The organism is Jatrophihabitans sp. (genome assembly GCA_036399055.1).
GTDB lineage: Bacteria > Actinomycetota > Actinomycetes > Mycobacteriales > Jatrophihabitantaceae > Jatrophihabitans_A.
On the sequence record DASWNX010000014.1, the window covers coordinates 26,973 to 42,760 of the forward strand.

The window sequence follows — 15,788 nt, forward strand, 5'->3', positions numbered from 1 at the left end:
GGGGCGCTTCGGCGTCGCCAAAGCGCGGGACTGGAAGCGGTTAAGCTCCGTTAAGGCCCTATCGCGACATATGAAAGCAGGAGAGCCACGTGACCGAGAGCGCACCCGGCATCGTTCAGACCCACCCCGATTGGTGGACTGAGCTGGACACCACCGCTGTGGACACCGCCAGGCTGCTGGCGGCCGACGCCGTGCAGAAGGTGGGCAACGGCCATCCAGGCACCGCGATGAGCCTCGCGCCGCTGGCCTACCTGCTCTTTCAGAGAACCATGCGCCACGACCCGACCGATCCCAATTGGGTCGCCCGCGACCGGTTCGTGCTGTCCAACGGCCATGCGTCGTTGACCTTGTACACACAGCTGTTCCTGGCCGGCTACGGACTCGAGCTCGAAGACCTCAAGTCGTTGCGCACCTGGGGCTCGCTCACCCCGGGACACCCCGAGCACGGACACACCATCGGCGTCGAGACCACCACCGGCCCGCTGGGCCAGGGCGTCGGCAACGCCGTGGGCTTCGCGATGGCTGCTCGGCGCGAGCGGGGCCTGCTCGATCCCGACACCGCGCCCGGCGAGTCGGTGTTCGATCACCAGATCTATGTCATCGCCGGTGACGGCTGCCTGCAGGAGGGCGTCTCAGGCGAGGCGTCCTCGCTCGCCGGTCACCAGCAGCTGGGCAATCTGACGCTCATCTGGGACGACAATCACATCTCCATCGAAGACGACACCAACATCGCCTTCTCCGAGGACGTCTGCAAGCGGTACGAGGCCTACGGCTGGCACGTCCAGCAGGTCGAGTCCGGCGAGGACGTGGTGGCCCTGGAGGCCGCGCTCGAGGCGGCTCGGGCCGAGACCGACCGGCCGTCCTTCATCGCCGTCCGCACGATCATCGCCTGGCCCTCGCCCACCAAGCAGAACACCGGCAAGGCCCACGGCTCGGCGCTGGGCGCCGAGGAGATCGCCAAGACCAAGGAGATCCTGGGCTTCGACCCCGCGATCGACTTCGCGGTCGCGCCCGAGGTGCTGCAGCACACCCGCAAGGCCGTCGACCGGGGCCGCGCCGCCCGCGCCGACTGGCAGCCGGCCTTCGACGCCTGGGCCGCCGACAACACCGAGCGCAAGGCGCTGTTCGACCGCATGGTCGAGCGCAGTCTGCCGCCGGGCTGGACCGACTCGCTGCCGAGCTTTCCGACCGAGAAGGACGGCAAGCCGAACTCGATCGCCACCCGGGCGGCCTCGGGCAAGGTGCTCAGCGCGCTGGCCGGCGTGCTGCCCGAGTTGTGGGGCGGCTCGGCCGACCTGGCCGAGAGCAACAACACCACCATGGAGGGCGAGCCGAGCTTCGTGCCGTCCGACCGCCAGACCAAGGTTTGGGAGGGCGGCCCGTTCGGCCGGACGCTGCACTTCGGCATCCGCGAGCACGCCATGGGCTCGATCATGAACGGCATCGCCCTGCACGGCGGCACCCGGGTCTACGGCGGCACCTTCCTGGTGTTCAGCGACTACATGCGCCCGCCCGTGCGGTTGGCCGCGTTGATGAAGCTGCCCACCATCTACGTCTGGACCCACGACTCGATCGGCCTCGGCGAGGACGGCCCGACCCACCAGCCGGTGGAGCACCTGGCCTCGCTGCGCGCCATCCCGGGCCTGGACGTCGTCCGTCCGGCCGACGCCAACGAGACCGCGGTCATCTGGCGGACGGTGCTCGAGCACACTGACCGGCCGGCCGGCCTGGCGCTGTCGCGGCAGAACCTGCCGGTGCTCGACGCCGCCAAGGTGGTCGACGCCGGCAAGGGCGGCTACGTGCTGGAAGAGGCCTCCGAGGGCCTGCCCAAGGTGATCCTGATCGCGACCGGCTCCGAGGTCAGCCTGGCGCTGGCGGCGCGGGAGCGGCTGGAGGCCGAGGGCACCCCGACCCGGGTGGTCTCGATGCCCTGCGTCGAGTGGTTCCGGGCCCAGGACCGGTCCTACCAGCAGCAGGTGCTGCCGCCGGCGGTCAAGGCCCGAGTCAGCATCGAGGCCGGTGTGCCACTGGGCTGGCGCGAGATCGTCGGCGAGGCCGGCGAGATCGTCGCGCTGGACCACTTCGGGGCCAGCGCCAACGTCAAGGTGCTGTTCGAGCAGCTCGGCTTCACCCCTGACAACGTCGTCACCGCTGCCCACACCAGCCTTGAGCGGGTAGGCGCGATCACCGGCACCACCACCGGCAACTAGCCGACACCCACGTTCGAGAGCTTTCCAGAGAAGGGGATCCATCATGAGCGACGCACTCGCCGACCTGTCGGCCCAAGGCGTGTCCATCTGGCTCGACGACATCAGCCGCGAGCGGCTGGTCAGTGGCAACCTGCAGCAGCTGATCGAGACCAAGCACGTCGTCGGCGTGACCAGCAACCCGTCGATCTTCCAGAAGGCGATGGAGGGCGCCGCCGACGGCGACTCCGCCTACGCCCAGCAGGTGCACGACCTGGCGGTGCGTGAGGTCGCCCTGGAAGAAGCGGTCCGGCTGCTGACCGCCTTCGACATCCGCTGGGCCTGTGACGTGCTGCGCCCGGTGTTCGACTCGACCGACGGCCAGGACGGCCGGGTGTCGATCGAGGTCGACCCCCGGATCGCCCACGACGGCGACAAGACCACCGCCGAGGCCACCGCGCTGTGGTGGCTGGTCGACCGCCCGAACGTGATGATCAAGATTCCGGCCACCGAGGCCGGAATCGCCTCGATCGCGGCGGCGACAGCGGCCGGCATCAGCGTCAACGTGACGCTGATCTTCTCCATCGAGCGCTACCGCAAGGTGATGGACGCCTACCTCGACGGCCTGCGCCAGGCCCGCGAAGCCGGCATCGACCTGTCCACCATCCGCTCGGTCGCCTCGTTCTTCGTCTCCCGGGTCGACACTGAGATCGACAAGCGGCTGGATAAGTTGAGCGGAACCGACGAGGCTGGCTCTCGTGCAGCAGCCGTGCGCGGCAAGGCCGGTATCGCCAACGCCCGGCTGGCCTACGAGGCGTTCCAGGAGGTGTTCACCAGCCCGGCCTGGGAGGAGCTCAAGGCGGCCGGAGCGCACGTCCAGCGCCCGCTGTGGGCCTCCACCGGCGTCAAGGACCCGGCCTATGACGACACCATGTACGTGACCCAGCTGGTCGCGCCGAACACCGTGAACACGATGCCCGAGGCCACCCTGAACGCGGTCGGCGACCACGGCGTGATCAGCGGCCCGACCGCCGACTCCGGCTACGACGAGGCCCGCCAGGTGGTCACCGACCTGTCGGCGCTGGGCATCGAGCTCGACGAGGTCACCGAGCTGCTCGAGTCCGAGGGCGTGGACAAGTTCATGGACTCCTGGGCCAGCCTGCTGGAGGGCGTGCAGAAGCAGCTGACCGCGGGCGCGCAGAAGGCCGACAACGGAGATCCCAGTAAGGCCGGCAACGCCGACCGCTCGGACGCCCCGGCATGACCGACACAGCCTCTGACGACGGGGTGCTGCGGCTGGAACCGCAGTACCCCGACGTCCAGGCCTACACCGATGCCCTGAACACGCTGGTGCACGACCAGGTCGCGAGCAAGCTCACCGCGCAGGACCCGACCCTGTGGGGCGCCGACGCCGAGTCCGAGGCCGCCAAGCGGCTGTCCTGGGTGTCCCTGGCCCAGACTTCCCGGCCGCTGGTCGCCGAGATCGACGCGCTGCGCGAAGAACTGGCCGCCGAGGGAGTGGACCACGTGGTGCTGGCCGGCATGGGCGGCAGCTCGCTGGCGCCCGAGGTCATCTGCGCCACCGCCGGGCGGCCTCTGGTCACCCTGGACACCACCGACGCAGGCCAGGTGCGGGCCGCCCTCGCCGACAACCTGGAGCGCACCGTCCTGGTGGTCTCGAGCAAGTCCGGAGGCACCGTCGAGACCGACTCGCACCGGCGGGCCTACGAGAAGGCCTTCGCTGACGCCGGCATCGACCCCCAGCGGCGGATCGTGGTGGTCACCGACCCGGGCTCGCCGTTGCAGCAGACCGCCGAGGACGCCGGTTACCGCAAGGTGTTCCTGGCCGATCCGAACGTGGGCGGCCGCTACAGCGCGCTGACCGCGTTCGGGCTGGTGCCCTCCGGTCTGGCCGGCGTCGACCTGAGCGCGCTGCTGGACGAGGCTGGCACGGCCGCCGAGGCGCTGTCGGTGGACTCCGGGGCCAACCCCGGCCTCCGGCTCGGCGCGTTGCTGGGCCAGGCGCACGACGCCGGCTTGGACAAGGTGGTCTTCGCCGACTTCGGCTCGGGCATCACCGGCTTCGGTGACTGGGCCGAGCAACTGATCGCCGAGTCGACCGGCAAGGACGGCCGCGGCCTGCTTCCGGTGGTCGTGGAGAGCCCGCAGGCCGCCGGATTCGCCGACGCGGGCCCGGACGCGATCCTGGTCAGCCTCGGAGGCGATCGGGAGTCCGTTGAGCCGCCCTCGGGGTGGGGGGCGGCGGTCAGCGGGCCGCTCGGCGCGCAGCTGCTGCTCTGGGAGTACGCCACCGCCGTGGCCGGGCGTGTCATCGGGATCAACCCCTTCGACCAGCCCAACGTCGAGGAGGCCAAGAAGCAGGCGCGGGCGCTGCTCGACGCCCCGGAGCAGGCCGCCCAGGAGCGACCGGCCCTGACCGACGGGGCCGTGGAAGTGTTCAGCGCCGGCTTCGACCTGGCTGGCGCGAGCACGCTGGCCGACGCGCTGCAGGCATTCCTGGCCGCGGCGCCCGAGCGGGGCTACGTCAGCATCCAGGCCTACCTCGACCGGCACGCCGACGCCACGGCGGCCGACCTGCGTCCGGCGGTGGCACGCCGCACCGGCCTGCAGACCACCTTCGGCTGGGGACCCCGGTTCCTGCACTCGACCGGCCAGTACCACAAGGGCGGACACCCCAACGGCGTGTTCCTGCAGCTCACCGCCGACGCCTCGCAGGAGACTGGGGGCGACCTGGCCGTGCCGGACCGCCCGTACACCTTCGCCTCGCTGCAGCGCGCGCAGGCCGCCGGCGACGCCACGGTGCTCGCCGACAAGGGCAGACCGGTGCTACACCTGCATCTGACCGACCGGGCCGCGGGCATCGGTCAGCTTCTGCAAGCGCTCCAAGGAGAAGTGACGTGAGCCTGACCGAGGACCAGTCCCCCGCGATCGACGCTGGCGAGGGGCCGGAGACTCGTCCCGGGTTGCGATCCAACCCGCTGCGCGATCCCGGGGACCGGCGGCTGCCACGGGTGCCCGAGCCCTGCGCCCTGGTGGTCTTCGGCGTCACCGGTGACCTGGCGCGCAAGAAGCTGCTGCCGGCGATCTATGACCTGGCCAACCGGGGCCTGTTGCCGGCCGACTTCGTGCTGCTCGGCTTCGCCCGCCGGGACTGGGAGGACGGCGACTTCGAGTCGCTGGCCAAGAAGGCGGCCAAGGAGCACGCCCGCACCGACTGGAACGAGGAGGTCTGGGCCCGGCTGTCGGGTGACATCAAGTTCGTGGCCGGCTCGTTCGACGACGACGCCGCCTTCGACACCCTGGCCACCACGCTGGACGAGCTGCGCCAGAGCCACGGCATCAAGGGCAACGCAGCCTTCTACCTGTCGGTCCCGCCGAGCATGTTCCCGGTGGTGCTCAAGCAGATGGAGCGCACCAAGATGGCCGACAACGCCACCTCCGGCGGTTGGCGCCGGGTCGTGGTGGAGAAGCCGTTCGGGCACGACCTGCCCAGCGCCAAAGCGCTCAACGCCCTGGTCGACGAGGTGTTCACCGCCAAGGACGTGTTCCGGATCGATCACTACCTCGGCAAGGAGACGGTGCAGAACCTGATGGCGCTGCGCTTTGCCAACCAGCTCTTCGAGCCGGTGTGGAACGCCAACTACGTCGACTCGGTTCAGATCACGATGGCCGAGGACGTCGGCATCGCCGGCCGGGCCGGCTTCTACGACGTCACCGGCGCCGCTCGCGACGTCCTGCAGAACCACCTGCTGCAGCTGCTGGCGCTGACCGCGATGGAAGAGCCGGTGGAGTTCACCGCCGACGCGATCCGCACCGAGAAGCTCAAGGTGCTGCGGGCGATCCGGCTGCCCAGCGACACCGGCGCGTACGCCATCCGCGGGCAGTACCAGCAGGGCTGGCTGGCCGGCGAGCGAGTCGTCGCCTACCGCGCCGAGAAGGACATCCCCGAGGACTCCAAGACCGAGAGCTACGCCGCCGTCCGGCTCGGGATCGACACCCGGCGCTGGGCCGGCGTGCCGTTCTACCTGCGCACCGGAAAGCGGTTGCCGCGCCGGGTGACCGAGATCGCGGTGCTGTTCAAGAAGGCGCCGCACCTGCCGTTCAGCCACACCGACACCGAGGAGCTCGGCCACAACCAGTTGGTGATCCGGGTCCAGCCCGACGAGGGCGTCACCTTGAAGTTCGGCTCCAAGGTCCCTGGGTCGATGATGGAGGTCCGCGACGTCGCGATGGACTTCCTGTACGGCGAGGCGTTCACCGAGTCCAGCCCCGAGGCCTACGAGCGGCTGATCCTCGACGTCATGCTCGGCGACGCCACGCTGTTCCCGCGCAACGAGGAGGTCGAGGCGTCCTGGCGGGTGATCGACCCGTTGGAGGAGTTCTGGGCCGGTCAGGAGCCGGAGGCCTACCGGGCCGGCGAGTGGGGTCCCAAGGCCGCTGACGAGATGCTGGCCCGCGACGGGCGCAGCTGGCGACGGCCGTGACCCGCTCAGGCACGGCCCCTTCACCCCAGAGCCGTCCAGGCACGGCCCGTCCAGGCTCGACCCACTCAGATAGAGGAGATGCGCGGTGACCACACTCTGGGACACCACCGGAACCGCGGTGGTGCAGGCGCTGGCCGCCAAGCGACGCTCGGGCGGGGCGGTGACCAGCGGCCTGGCCCTCACGCTGGTTGTGGTGCTGGAAGAGAAGGACACCGCCGATGTGGAGGCGGCCGTGGCGACGGCGTCGGCCAAGCACCCGATGCGGGTGATCATGGTGCTGAGGCACCACATCGACGCCCCGGTCCCCCGGCTGGACGCCGAGGTGTCGATCGGCGGGCGCCTCGGACCCGGTGAGGCCGTGGTGCTCAGGATGTTCGGGCGTCTGGCGCTGCACGCCGAGTCGGTGACGCTGCCGCTGCTGGCCCCGGACGCGCCGGTGGTCGCCTGGTGGTACTCCGAGACCCCCAAGGTGATCGCCAACGACCCGCTCGGCGTGTTCGCCGACCGCCGCATCACCAACGTGATCCGTGACGCCGCCCCGGCTGCCTCGCTGCAGCAACGGGCCATCGACTACGCCCCGGGTGACACCGACCTGACCTGGACGGTGATCACGCCCTGGCGGGCAGCGCTGGCGGCGGCGTTCGACACCGCATCCTCACCGGCCACCTCGGTGACCGTGTCCGGCAACCCGCAGGACCCCTCGGCCCAGTTGCTGGCCGGCTGGCTGACGTCGCGGCTGGGGATCCCGGTTCCGGTGGAGAAGGCCGAGGGCAAGTACATCGTCGCGGTCGCGGTCGAGTTCGAAGACGGCCGGACGGTGCAGATGACCAACGAGGGCTACAAGCTGCTGATGCGCCGGCCCGGGCAGCTCGACACCATCCAGCCGTTCCCCCAGCGCACCACCGGTGACATGCTGGCCGAGGAGTTGCGCCGCCTGGACGACGACCAGCCCTACGGCGAGGCTCTGGGCGCGGTGTCGGGGCTGACCGGCCTCAATGACCGCCCGGCGGTGCGAACCCACATCTGGCACGATCCGGCGCTGGCCCAGCAGGAGGCCTGAGTCGATGCCCGCCCCGTCGGAAGCCTGAGAGGCCCCATGCCAGCCCCGCCAGAGCTGATCGTCCAGGCCACTGCCGAGAACCTGGCCACCGACGTGGCGGTGCGGGTGGTGTCCACCCTGGCCCGCGCTCAGCAGACGCGCGGCCGGGCGGCGCTGGCCCTGACCGCGGGCTCGATCATGGAGAAGGTCTGGTCGGCGATCGCCGCGACGGCCTCGCGCGAGGCCGTCGACTGGGCGCGGGTGGACGTGTTCTGGGCCGATGAGCGTTACGTCCCGGCCGACTCTGCCGACCGCAACGACGCCCCGGCGAACCGGCTGCTGTTCTCTCATTCGCCGTTCACCGCTGCCCGGCTGTTTCCGATGCCGGCCAGTGACGGCCCGTTCGCCGACCTCGACCGGGCCGCGGCCGGTTACGCCGAGCAGCTGTCGGCTGCCCGCCGGCCCGACGATCCCCACGAGCTGCCGCACTTCGACGTGCTGCTGCTGGGCGTCGGCCCGGACGGGCACTGCGCGTCGCTGTTTCCCGAGCACCCCAGCGCCTATGACGACTCCGGCCCGGTGATCGCGGTGCGCAACTCACCCAAGCCGCCGCCGCTGCGGATCTCGCTGAGCTTCGAGGGCCTGGCCGCGGCGAACGAGATCTGGTTCGTGGCCTCCGGCGCCGGCAAGTCCCGGGCGGTCGCGCTGGCGCTCAGCGGCGCCGGTCGGGTGCAGGTGCCCGCCGCCGGCCCGCGCGGGCGACTGCGGACGTTGTGGCTGGTGGACCGGGACGCGGCGGCCGGCCTGCCTCGGCGTCCCGACGGCCAGCCGGTGCTCTGAGGCGCCTGGCCGCTGAAGCGGCCGGCAGTGCGCTGAGGAGCCTGGCCGCTGAAGCGGCCGGCGGGCAGGGGTCAGGCCTCGCCGCGGCGGGCCCGCAGCCGAGCCAGCGCCTCTTCGAGGATGGCGTCGCCGTCGGCGTCGGAGCGGCGCTCCTTCACGTAGGCCAGGTGGGTCTTGTACGGCTCGTTGCGGGGTGCGGCCGGCGGGGCCGCGGACTCGCGGCCGGCTGGAAAGCCGCAGCGCGGGCAGTCCCAGGTGTCGGGCACCAGGGCCTCGATCGCGAAGGCAGGCTTGGTCTCGTGGCCGTTGGCGCAGAAGAACGAGACCCACTGGCGGGGAGCGGACTCGCCACGCTCCCGCTCCCCCATCGGCCCGGCGCCGACCCGGCTGCCGCGGATTGCGCTGCCACCTGCCACTTCTTGACTCCTCTAACTCGATGTCACTGTGAGGCTTCGGCCAGGAGCTCCGACGCTTCGCGCGGCCGCCGCGATGACCGCCGCGGGTGGGATCAGCTCGCCTTGTAGAGCAGTCCGAGACCGATGATGCAGATGGACCAGACCAGGCCGGCGATGACGGTGAGCCGGTCGAGGTTGCGCTCGACCACGGAGGAGCCCGACAGGCTGGAGTAGAGCGAGCCGCCGAACATCGAGGAGAGGCCGCCGCCCTTGCCGCGGTGCAGCAGCACCAGGACCATCAGCAGCAGGCTCGCGATGATGAGGACGATCGACAGCGTCGTGATGATCATGTGGTTCGACGGCCTCGCAGATCTAGACGGGTTGACGCGATATGTGTCAAGAGGATACCTGCTCAGCTTGCCGCAGCTGGCGCCTCAGTCCAGAAGCCGGGCTCACGCCGGAATCGGCCCGCCGCCAGCGGCGATGCAGATTCCGGCGAACTCGGCGCCGTCGAGGCTGGCGCCGCCGACCAGGGCGCCGTCGACGTCTGGCTGGGCCACGATGTCACCGGCGTTGGTGGACTTCACCGAACCGCCGTAGAGCACCCGAACGCCGGCCGCCAGCTCGGGGCTGTACAGCTCGGCTAGCCGCCCACGGACCGCCGCGCACACTTCCTGCGCGTCGGCCGGGGTGGCCACCTTGCCGGTGCCGATCGCCCACACCGGCTCGTAGGCGATGACGACGGCGGCGGCCTGCTCGGCGGGCACGCCGGCCAGGCCGGCGCTCAGCTGGCTCAGGCAGTGGGGCACCTGCTCGCCGGCCTCGCGGACCTCCAGCCGTTCGCCGACGCACAGGATCGGGGTCAGCTCGTTGGCGTAGGCCGCGATGACCTTGGCGTTGACCACCTCGTCGGTCTCTTGATGATGCTCGCGGCGCTCGGAGTGCCCGACCACGACGTAGCTGCAGCCGAGCTTGGCCAGCATGGCGCCGGAGATGTCACCGGTGTAGGCGCCGCCTGCGTGCGGTGACAGGTCCTGGGCGCCGTAGCGCAACGCCAGCTTGTCGCCGTCCACCAGCGTCTGCACCGAGCGGATGTCGGTGAACGGCGGCAGCACCACCACCTCGACGGCCTCGAAGTGCTGTGGCTTGAGGCTGAAGGCGACCTTCTGCACCAGGGCCAGGGCCTCCAGGTGGTTCAGGTTCATCTTCCAGTTGCCGGCGATCAGGGGGGTGCGTGCTGGCGTGCGGGCCATCTAGCTCTCCTCGAGGACGGCGACGCCCGGCAGGGTCTTGCCTTCCAGGTACTCCAGGGAGGCGCCGCCGCCGGTGGAGATGTGGCTGAACCGGTTGACGTCGATGCCCAGCGCTCGGACCGCCGCGGCCGAGTCGCCGCCGCCGACCACCGTCAGCCCCTCGCACCCGGCGACCGCCTCGGCCACGCCCTTGGTGCCGGCCGCGAACGGCGACACCTCGAAGACCCCCATCGGGCCGTTCCAGAAGACCGTGCCGGCGCCGGACAGCGCCTCGGTGAACCGGGCCACCGAGTCCGGCCCGATGTCCAGGCCCTTGAGCCCGGCCGGGATCGCGTCGGCCGGCACCGTCTGGGTGCTGGCGTCGTCGGAGATCTCGGCCGACACCACCACGTCGGTGGGCAGCACGATCTTGTCGCCGGCCTCGGCCAGCAACCGCTGGCAGGTCTGCACCTGGTCGGCCTCCAGCAGCGAGTCGCCGACTTCGTGGCCCTGCGCCTTGAGGAACGTGAAGCACATGCCGCCGCCGACCAGGAGCCGGTCCACCTTGGGCAGCAGCGAGGAGATGACGCCCAGCTTGTCCGACACCTTGGACCCGCCGAGCACCACGACGTAGGGCCGCCGCACCTCGCCGGCCTCGCCGGTCAACCGGCGCAGCACGTCGAGCTCCTCGCGCACGAGCCCGCCGCAGTAATGCGGCAGCAGCCGCGCGACGTCATAGACCGAGGCGTGCGCGCGGTGCACCGCTCCGAAGGCGTCGTTGACGTAGGCGCCGCCGTCGTCCTCGCCGCCGGTCAGCTGGGCCAGCGCCTTGGCGAAGGCGGCACGCTCGGCCTCGTCCTTGGAGGTCTCGCCGGGGTTGAACCGGACGTTCTCCAGCAGCAGCAGGTGGCCGTCGGCCAGGCCGTCGGCCAGCAGCCGGGCGCTTTCGCCCACGGTGTCGAGCGCGAACTCCACCGGGGCGCCCAGCAAGGCCGCCAGCCGGTCGGCCACCGGGCGCAACGAGTACTTCTCCTCCGGCGCGCCCTTCGGCCGGCCCAGATGCGCCGCCACGATCACTCGGGCGCCGTGGTTGAGCAACTGCGCCAGCACCGGCAGCGACGCCCGGATCCGGCCGTCGTCGGTGACCACCGGGGGCTCGTCCTTGGACAGCGGCACGTTGAGGTCAGAACGCACCAGGACGCGCCGCCCGGCCACCCCGACCTTGATCAGATCGTCCACCGTGCGCATACAGATCCACTCCAGGGTCTCGGTCGGCGGGCCGACTCCAAGGTCTCGGTCGGCGGGCCGACTCCAGGGTCTCGGTCGGCGAGCCGTTGCCGGCTCCTGCCGGCTCGGGCGTTACAGGGTGGCGCCCACGTAGCCGATCAGGTCGACCAGCCGGTTGGAGTAGCCCCACTCGTTGTCGTACCAGCCGACCACCTTCACCTGGTCGCCGATCACCTTGGTCAGGGTGGCGTCGAAGATGCACGACGCCGGGTCGGTGACGATGTCGGCGGACACGATCGGGTCCTCGGTGTAGACGAGGTAACCCTTCAACGGGCCGTCGGCGGCGGCCTTGTACGCGGCCTTGACCTCGTCCACGGTGGTCTCGCGCGACAGCGTCACGGTCAGGTCGGTGACCGAGCCGGTCGGCACCGGCACCCGCATCGCGTAGCCGTCGAGCTTGCCCTTCAACTCCGGCAGCACCAGGCCGATCGCCTTGGCCGCGCCGGTCGAGGTGGGGATGATGCTCAGGTTGGCGGCGCGCGCCCGGCGCAGGTCCTTGTGCGGGGCGTCCTGCAGGTTCTGGTCCTGGGTGTAGGCGTGGATCGTCGTCATCAGGCCCTTCTCGATCCCGAAGGCGTCGTGAAGGACCTTGGCCAGCGGCGCCAGGCAGTTGGTGGTGCAGGAGGCGTTGGAGATGATGTGGTGCTGCTGCGGGTCGTACAGCTCGTGGTTGGCGCCCATCACGATGGTGATGTCGTCATCGGTGGCGGGTGCGGAGATGATGACCTTCTTGGCGCCGCCGTCCAGGTGCTTGCGGGCGTCGGCGGCCTTGGTGAAGAAGCCGGTCGACTCGACGACGACGTCCACGCCGAGTTCCTTCCACGGCAGGTTCGCCGGGTCGCGCTCCTCCAGCGCCCGGATCGGCTTGCCGGCGACGATGATGTTCTGCTCGTCGTAGCCGATCTCGGCCGGGAACCGGCCCAGGATCGAGTCGTACTTGAGCAGGTGGGCCAGCGTCTTGTTGTCGGTGAGGTCGTTGACCGCCACCACCTCGACATCGGCGCCGCTGGCCTGCACCGCCCGAAAGAAGTTGCGTCCGATGCGGCCGAAGCCGTTGATACCCACCCGAACAGTCACTACAGGTCTCCTTGTGCATCGTGTGTCTCAGCGAAAAAATCAGGTCCGAGGTGCTGCTGGTCGTGCCTGGCCGCGACGCTGCTGACCGGCCCCCGCAGGGTCCGGGGTCAACTTTATCGGGTGCGTCGGCATGCGGTGTTACCAGGCTGATACCGGAGCGTGGCCGCGTGGGGCAGGCCGGCCGGTCTCAGGGCGCCAGCATCTCCGGGGTCACCGCGGCCTCGGTGTTCGGGATGCCCTCGTCCTGGGCCCGCTTGTCGGCCATCGCCAGCAGCCGCCGGATCCTGCCCGCCACCGCGTCCTTGGTCATCGGCGGGTCCGACAGGCTGCCCAGCTCTTCCAGCGAGGCCTGCTTGTGCTCCAGGCGCAGCCGGCCGGCCTGCAGCAGGTGCTCGGGAGCGTCCGAGCCGAGGATGTGCATGGCGCGCTCGACCCTGGCGCCGGCGGCGACGGCAGCCCGCGCGGACCGGCGCAGGTTGGCGTCGTCGAAGTTGGCCAACCGGTTCGCGGTGGCTCGCACCTCCCGGCGCATCCGGCGCTCTTCCCAGGCCATCACCGAGTCGTGGGCGCCCAGCCTGGTGAGCAGCGCGCCGATGGCGTCACCGTCGCGGACCACCACCCGGTCGGCCCCGCGGACCTCGCGGGCCTTGGCCAGGATGCCGAGCCGCCGGCCGGCGCCGACCAGGGCCAGGGCCGCCTCGTTGGTGGGGCAGGTGATCTCCAGGGCGCCGGCCCGGCCCGGCTCGGTGAGCGAGCCGTGCGCCAGGAAGGCGCCCCGCCAGGCCGCCTCGGCCTCGGACAGGGTGCCGGCCACCACCTGGGTGGGCAGGCCCCGGACCGGTCGGCCGCGCAGGTCCACCAGCCCGGCTTGACGGGCCAGCCCCTCGCCGTCCTTGCTCACCCGGACCAGGTAACGGGTGCCCTTGCGCAGGCTGCCGCCGGTGACGACCTGGATCTCGGCGGTGTGCCCGTAGACCTCGGCGATCTCCTTGCGCAGCCGGCGGGCCACTGAGCCGGTGTCGAGCTCTGCCTCGACGATGATGTGCCCGGCGACCAGGTGCAGCGCCCCGGCGAACCGCAGCATGGTCGCGATCTCCGCGCGACGGGCCGATGCCCTGGTGATGGTCACTCGGCTGAGCTCGTCCTTGACAGCAGCCGTCATCGCCATCAGAGCACTCCTTCGTCCGTCGGGCCGCGGTGGAACCCACCGTCGCTTTTCGTGCGCCCCAGTCCGGCGGCCTCGGCCACGGCGAGACTGAGCTTGCACGGATCATGCCTTGCCCCGGACTCGGCCAGCGCGATGGGCGCCAGCACCAGCCGGGCGCCGATCCCCTCGGCGTAGCTTTGCAGGCTCGGCCCGTCCAGCACCGCGTCCCGGTCGGCGATCACCACGTCGACCCCGAGCTGCGGGCAGTGCTCGTGCAGCACCCGCAGATGCTCCTCCGGGGAGAACCCGTCGGTCTCGCCGACCTGCGGCTCAAGGTTGAGCACCGTGATCATCAGCGCGTCGGTGGTGGTCAGCGCCGCGGCCAGCTCTGGCACCAGCAGGTGCGGTATCACGCTGGTGAACCACGAGCCCGGGCCGAGGATCACCGCGTCGGCTCGCAGAATGGCCTGGACCGCTTCGGGGCAGGCCGGGGCGTCCTCGGGAATCAACCGCACCGAGGTGACCCGGCCGGACGTGGCCGCGATCGCCGACTGGCCGCGGATCCGGCGGAACTGCACCGGGTCGTCGGGGTCCACGCTGGCGACGTCGGCCATCAGATCCAGGGGCCGCGCCGACATCGGCAACACCCGGCCGCGGGCGCCGACCAGCTCGGCGACGGCGTCCAGGGCGGTCACGGCGTCATCGTGCAGCTCCATCAGGCCGGTCAGCAAGAGGTTGCCGATCGGATGCCCGGCCAGCGCGCCCGCGCCGCCCATCCGGTGTTGCAGCACCGTCGACCAGGCCAGCCCGGCAGAGCTCTCAGCGCGGTCGGAATGACCGGCGAGCCGGCCGGTCGCCAGCGCCGACAGCGCCATCCGCAGGTCGCCGGGCGGCAGCAGCCCCAACTCGCGCCGGATCCGGCCCGAGGAGCCGCCGTCGTCGGCGACGGTCACCACCGCGGTGATGTCGACGTCGAGCAGCCGCAGCGCCGACAGCGAGGCGTGCAGGCCGTGGCCGCCGCCGAGCGCCACGACCCTGGGTCGCCTGGCGGGCGCCGCCGGCTGGCTCGACGCGTCCGGTGCCGGGGCGGCCACTATTCCCGGCCCAGGTCCCGGTGCACCGCGGTCGCCCGGATGCCCAGGCCGACCAGGCGGCGCACCAGCTCGCGGCTCATCGCGACCGAGCGGTGCTTGCCGCCGGTGCAGCCGACCGCCAGCGTGAGGTAGTGCTTGCCCTCCCGGCGGTAGCCGGCGCCGATCAGCTGCAGGATCGGGATGTACATGTCCAGGAACTCCAGGGCCGACTGCTGGCTGAGCACGTAGTCGGCGACCTCCGGGGCTTCGCCGGTCAACTGCCGAAGCTCCGGTATCCAGTACGGGTTGGGCAGGAACCGCACGTCGACCACCAGGTCGGCGTCGGCGGGAAGCCCGTACTTGAAGCCGAAGGAGACCACCGTCGCCTTCAGCTCGGGCAGGTCCATGCCGCCGACGGCGAAGGCCTGCTCGATCGCCTGCCGCAGCTGGGGAACCGAGCGCTCAGAGGTGTCGAGCACCAGGTCGGCGATGTCGCGCAACGGTTCCAGGATCGAGCGCTCGGCGATGATGCCGTCGGACAACCGCCCGTCACCCTGCAGCGGATGGGCCCGGCGCACGCTCTCGAACCGGCGGATCAGCACGTTGTCGTTGGCTTCGAGGAACAGGATCTGCGGTTGCAGCTCACGCCGTTCGAGCTCGGCGATGACACCGGTCAGGTCGGTGGAGAAGGCCCGGCTGCGCACGTCCATCACGACGGCGAGCCGGGTGACCGCCCCCTGGCTGCGGCTGCCCAGGTCGACCATGGTGGCGACCAGTTCCGGCGGCAGGTTGTCCACCACGAAGAACCCGAGGTCTTCCAGGCACTTGGCGGCAGTGCTGCGACCGGCGCCGGACAGGCCGGTGACGATCACCGTCTGGAGTGCGCCGCGCTCTGCGCTGGCCATCAAAGGACTCCTTCGGTTGCGGTCGATCTTGGGTTCGGGCTGCGTGGCTCATCGATGCGCCGCTTCGGTCACAAGGCATCTTGCGCGGTCTGCGGTTGATTG

Annotated in this window: 14 protein-coding genes; 6 read left to right on the plus strand and 8 right to left on the minus strand. The window is 71.0% G+C overall.

The genetic code is table 11. The features are described from left to right. Positions 1-89 precede the first annotated feature (89 nt). The 6 genes from tkt to pgl all read left to right on the plus strand — a co-directional run bounded on the left by tkt (position 90) and on the right by pgl (position 8,570). Positions 90-2,210, plus strand: coding sequence for a transketolase (gene tkt, locus VGB75_04215; GenBank protein HEY0166227.1), 2,121 nt, complete (start codon positions 90-92; stop codon positions 2,208-2,210). 43 nt (positions 2,211-2,253) lie between these two features. Further along, complete coding sequence (gene tal / locus VGB75_04220; protein HEY0166228.1) at positions 2,254-3,450, plus strand: transaldolase; 1,197 nt, start codon at positions 2,254-2,256, stop codon at positions 3,448-3,450. After that, the gene (locus tag VGB75_04225) at positions 3,447-5,108 is read left to right on the plus strand and encodes a glucose-6-phosphate isomerase (protein HEY0166229.1); all 1,662 of its coding nucleotides are present in this window, start codon (positions 3,447-3,449) and stop codon (positions 5,106-5,108) included. The genes tal and VGB75_04225 overlap by 4 nt, the downstream gene beginning before the upstream one ends. Further along, a complete protein-coding gene (gene zwf, locus VGB75_04230) occupies positions 5,105-6,691 on the plus strand; it encodes a glucose-6-phosphate dehydrogenase (GenBank protein HEY0166230.1) in 1,587 nt (528 codons plus the stop codon). The genes VGB75_04225 and zwf overlap by 4 nt, the downstream gene beginning before the upstream one ends. Before the next feature lie 85 nt (positions 6,692-6,776). Continuing rightward, complete coding sequence (locus tag VGB75_04235) at positions 6,777-7,751, plus strand: glucose-6-phosphate dehydrogenase assembly protein OpcA (protein HEY0166231.1); 975 nt, start codon at positions 6,777-6,779, stop codon at positions 7,749-7,751. Between the two features lie 36 nt (positions 7,752-7,787). Continuing rightward, a complete protein-coding gene (gene pgl, locus VGB75_04240; protein HEY0166232.1) occupies positions 7,788-8,570 on the plus strand; it encodes a 6-phosphogluconolactonase in 783 nt (260 codons plus the stop codon). A 71-nt stretch (positions 8,571-8,641) separates the two neighbouring features. On the opposite strand, the gene VGB75_04245 is transcribed toward pgl, so the two are convergent. From VGB75_04245 to rapZ, 8 genes are all read right to left on the minus strand, one after another. After that, a complete protein-coding gene (locus VGB75_04245; GenBank protein ID HEY0166233.1) occupies positions 8,642-8,986 on the minus strand; it encodes an RNA polymerase-binding protein RbpA in 345 nt (114 codons plus the stop codon). Positions 8,987-9,078: 92 nt separating this feature from the next. Then, positions 9,079-9,315, minus strand: coding sequence for a preprotein translocase subunit SecG (gene secG, locus VGB75_04250; protein HEY0166234.1), 237 nt, complete (start codon positions 9,313-9,315; stop codon positions 9,079-9,081). A gap of 102 nt (positions 9,316-9,417) precedes the next feature. Next, the gene (gene tpiA, locus VGB75_04255) at positions 9,418-10,218 is read right to left on the minus strand and encodes a triose-phosphate isomerase (protein HEY0166235.1); all 801 of its coding nucleotides are present in this window, start codon (positions 10,216-10,218) and stop codon (positions 9,418-9,420) included. Continuing rightward, on the minus strand, positions 10,219-11,445 hold the full coding sequence (locus tag VGB75_04260; protein HEY0166236.1) for a phosphoglycerate kinase: 1,227 nt from the start codon (positions 11,443-11,445) through the stop codon (positions 10,219-10,221). Positions 11,446-11,556: 111 nt separating this feature from the next. Beyond that, complete coding sequence (gap, locus tag VGB75_04265) at positions 11,557-12,561, minus strand: type I glyceraldehyde-3-phosphate dehydrogenase (protein ID HEY0166237.1); 1,005 nt, start codon at positions 12,559-12,561, stop codon at positions 11,557-11,559. Between the two features lie 187 nt (positions 12,562-12,748). Next, positions 12,749-13,729 (minus strand): DNA-binding protein WhiA, encoded by a 981-nt coding sequence (gene whiA / locus VGB75_04270; GenBank protein ID HEY0166238.1) that lies wholly within the window; start codon positions 13,727-13,729, stop codon positions 12,749-12,751. Continuing rightward, a complete protein-coding gene (yvcK, locus tag VGB75_04275) occupies positions 13,729-14,739 on the minus strand; it encodes a uridine diphosphate-N-acetylglucosamine-binding protein YvcK (GenBank protein HEY0166239.1) in 1,011 nt (336 codons plus the stop codon). Before yvcK ends, whiA begins: the two co-directional genes overlap by 1 nt. Positions 14,740-14,801: 62 nt before the next feature. After that, a complete protein-coding gene (rapZ, locus tag VGB75_04280) occupies positions 14,802-15,686 on the minus strand; it encodes an RNase adapter RapZ (GenBank protein ID HEY0166240.1) in 885 nt (294 codons plus the stop codon). Positions 15,687-15,788 lie beyond the last annotated feature (102 nt).

Excerpts from the sequence above, each read along its gene's own strand:
- tal (HEY0166228.1), top strand. The coding sequence starts at position 2,254 with ATGAGCGACGCACTCGCCGACCTGTCGGCCCAAGGCGTGTCCATCTGG.
- VGB75_04225 (HEY0166229.1), top strand. The coding sequence starts at position 3,447 with ATGACCGACACAGCCTCTGACGACGGGGTGCTGCGGCTGGAACCGCAG.
- pgl (HEY0166232.1), top strand. The coding sequence starts at position 7,788 with ATGCCAGCCCCGCCAGAGCTGATCGTCCAGGCCACTGCCGAGAACCTG.
- secG (HEY0166234.1), bottom strand. The coding sequence starts at position 9,315 with ATGATCATCACGACGCTGTCGATCGTCCTCATCATCGCGAGCCTGCTG.
- tpiA (HEY0166235.1), bottom strand. The coding sequence starts at position 10,218 with ATGGCCCGCACGCCAGCACGCACCCCCCTGATCGCCGGCAACTGGAAG.
- VGB75_04260 (HEY0166236.1), bottom strand. The coding sequence starts at position 11,445 with ATGCGCACGGTGGACGATCTGATCAAGGTCGGGGTGGCCGGGCGGCGC.
- whiA (HEY0166238.1), bottom strand. The coding sequence starts at position 13,729 with ATGGCGATGACGGCTGCTGTCAAGGACGAGCTCAGCCGAGTGACCATC.
- rapZ (HEY0166240.1), bottom strand. The coding sequence starts at position 15,686 with ATGGCCAGCGCAGAGCGCGGCGCACTCCAGACGGTGATCGTCACCGGC.